Annotated in this window: 2 protein-coding genes; one reads left to right on the top strand and one right to left on the bottom strand. The window is 43.7% G+C overall.

Going from position 1 to position 2,362, the window contains the following annotated elements; genetic code table 11:
• Nucleotides 1–123: 123 nt before the first annotated feature.
• Nucleotides 124–1,575, bottom strand: coding sequence for a C69 family dipeptidase (locus FC49_RS09525; protein ID WP_056984882.1), 1,452 nt, complete (start codon nt 1,573–1,575; stop codon nt 124–126).
• Between the two features lie 248 nt (nt 1,576–1,823).
• Between FC49_RS09525 and FC49_RS09520 the strand changes: the two genes are divergently transcribed.
• Nucleotides 1,824–2,300, top strand: a complete 477-nt coding sequence (locus FC49_RS09520) for a universal stress protein (RefSeq protein ID WP_003714739.1) — start codon at nt 1,824–1,826, stop codon at nt 2,298–2,300.
• The last annotated feature ends 62 nt before the right edge of the window (nt 2,301–2,362 follow it).

Genomic DNA, 2,362 nt, shown 5'->3' with positions numbered 1-2,362 from the left:
AGCTGGCTGGCAGGTCAAACGCTGATAAAGCAGCATTTGACCGCCCCCCCGAGTAGGCTTGCTGTGCGTTGACGGAGATGGGGTCACGTTCTGGCCCGCTCTCCCGCTTTGATTATTACAGTATTACAGGTTATCGCCACGTTCAAATTGGAACTTTGAATTTAGTAGCGCTTGATGGATCAAGCTATTCAAGAGTTTCCTGGCTGAGGTAGTTGTATGGTTAGCGGAGATTTCGTTTTCTGCTGTCAGGAAGTTGATTAATTCCTGACCTGATTTATGTGCTGCACCAGCAGTAATTGCATCGACTCGACTAACTGCGTAGCTTTGGCATTGGTCACGGAAGGCGTTAACTTCGTTGATAAACTCATGATAGCGGGGTTCCACGATTACCTCGAGAAGTTTGTACATCCAGTAGGCACTTTTTTCTGGTTCTGCTTCTTCTGGTGCATAAGCATAATTAGCAGGAGTGTCATTGACGTTAGTAAAGAATGGAACATACGGACTATAACTATGGAAGCCAAAGTTAATCCACTGGATTGCTGCGTATTCAGCAGGGACGTCATTGCGAATTTGAAGGATGCATGAACTTTGATTCCGGTCAAGGGCAATTGAACGGAATCGCTTCATTTCATCTGGGGTACCGGAAGAATAAGTTCCCATTGGGTCGTAAGGAGTTTGGTTATAGTGGGAAGACAGGAAGAATTCCACATCTTCAACCGCAATTTTCTTTTCCGGCCGGCGAATAAATGGCATGTCTTGACTGGTTGGTTCCTGTTCAATTGATGGGTTGAAGAGTTTTTGACCGTACCAGGTCCGTGGCGTGTTGTAGTAAGCGTCAGCTTCATCTTCAGTGGCAAAAATCTTCCGGAAGTTGAACTTGCCCGGGTAAGGATTGAGGTGGTACTTTTTAACAAATTCCTGAATTCCCGGGGCGTACATAAAGTTATCTGAATCGTCGAAGTCGATTTCCTGAATACACATATTATTAGGAGCAATCGCGTAGGCGTCGTCAGGAATCCGTTGTGCTACCCACTGGTGACCACCGGCTGTTTCTAAGTACCAAACCTCGTCTTTGTCGCTAAAGGCAATCCCGTTGGTTTCACCAGTTCCATATTTTTCAATCAGGCTACCGAGACGTTGCACACCTTCCCGGGCGGACCTGATAAATGGAAGGACAAGGTAGAGCATAGAATCTTCATTAACGCCATTTTTTACTAATGGATCATGTCCTAAAACCCGTGGATTGGTTGTTTCCGTTTCGGTTGAGCTCATTGCAACATTGTACTCGTTGATACCTTGTTCATCCCACCGGCCGCTTTCTAAAGTACCATCCTTTTTATCAACGCCTGCTGGTGTAGCAGTGAAGCGGCAACCCTTTCCAGAAAGGTCGACTGCTAAACCGTTATATGAAGAAACGTAGTGTTCACCGGTATAATCTTTAGCCGGAAATACCCTAAAAGTAATGGGATTAATACCGTCATACCCATCTTCGTCACGGGCAATGATGGTGGAACCATCGATAGAGGCATTTTTACCGACTAAAATAGCTGTACAGCTGGTCGCTTTCTTTTCCATGTAATAAGCCTTCCTCTCAAAATCAAACAATAACTATATTATTATAATAATACCACTCATCAGTAGCCATGTACGATCTTTAACAATGGATTGATATAAGTAAACACAAAAAGTAGAATGTATTTTAACTGACTTTTCTTTTAGGACGACCAAAAATTTTATTTACAAATTACAGATTAGTAGTAACATAGTTAGTGGAACGTTAACGGTGAAGCTACCGTTAGTCTAACCTAGAGAGGGGAATATTAATGTTTGAAATTAAGCCAAAGAAGTTCAAAAAGATCCTCGTTGGTGTTGATGATGCACCGGACGCCCGGGCTGCTTTTTCCTATGCCGTAGATAAGGCGAAGCGCGACGGCTCCGAATTAGGAATTGTTTCTATCTTAGAAACTGGTAATATTAATGTTTACCAAATCCTTGATAAGGATTACGTTCACAGTACTGAGGACGAATTAAGGAAACGTGTTAATGAATACGTTCAAGCCGCTATCGATTACGGTGTCGACCCAAAGAAGATTACCGGAATTGTCGATCGCGGTGAACGCCCTGCTGAACGGATTTGCAATCATGTTATTCCAGCTTTCCAACCAGACCTGTTGATCATTGGTTCTATCGGAAAGTGGGGTAACCGGAAGGCCGTTGGTTCCCAGGCTTCCTACATGACCCGTCATTCCGGGACATCCGTTTTCGTAATCCGAACGACTGCGGTTCAAACATACGAATAAAAATTAGGAATAGTGTTTAACAGCCATTAAAAAGGGCTCTTCGTCAAGAAGTACTGATGAGA

This window comes from Limosilactobacillus oris DSM 4864 (assembly GCF_001434465.1).
Lineage (GTDB): Bacteria > Bacillota > Bacilli > Lactobacillales > Lactobacillaceae > Limosilactobacillus > Limosilactobacillus oris.
The sequence above is the reverse complement of the archived record's forward strand: the minus strand, read 5'-3'. Positions and strand labels throughout refer to the sequence as shown.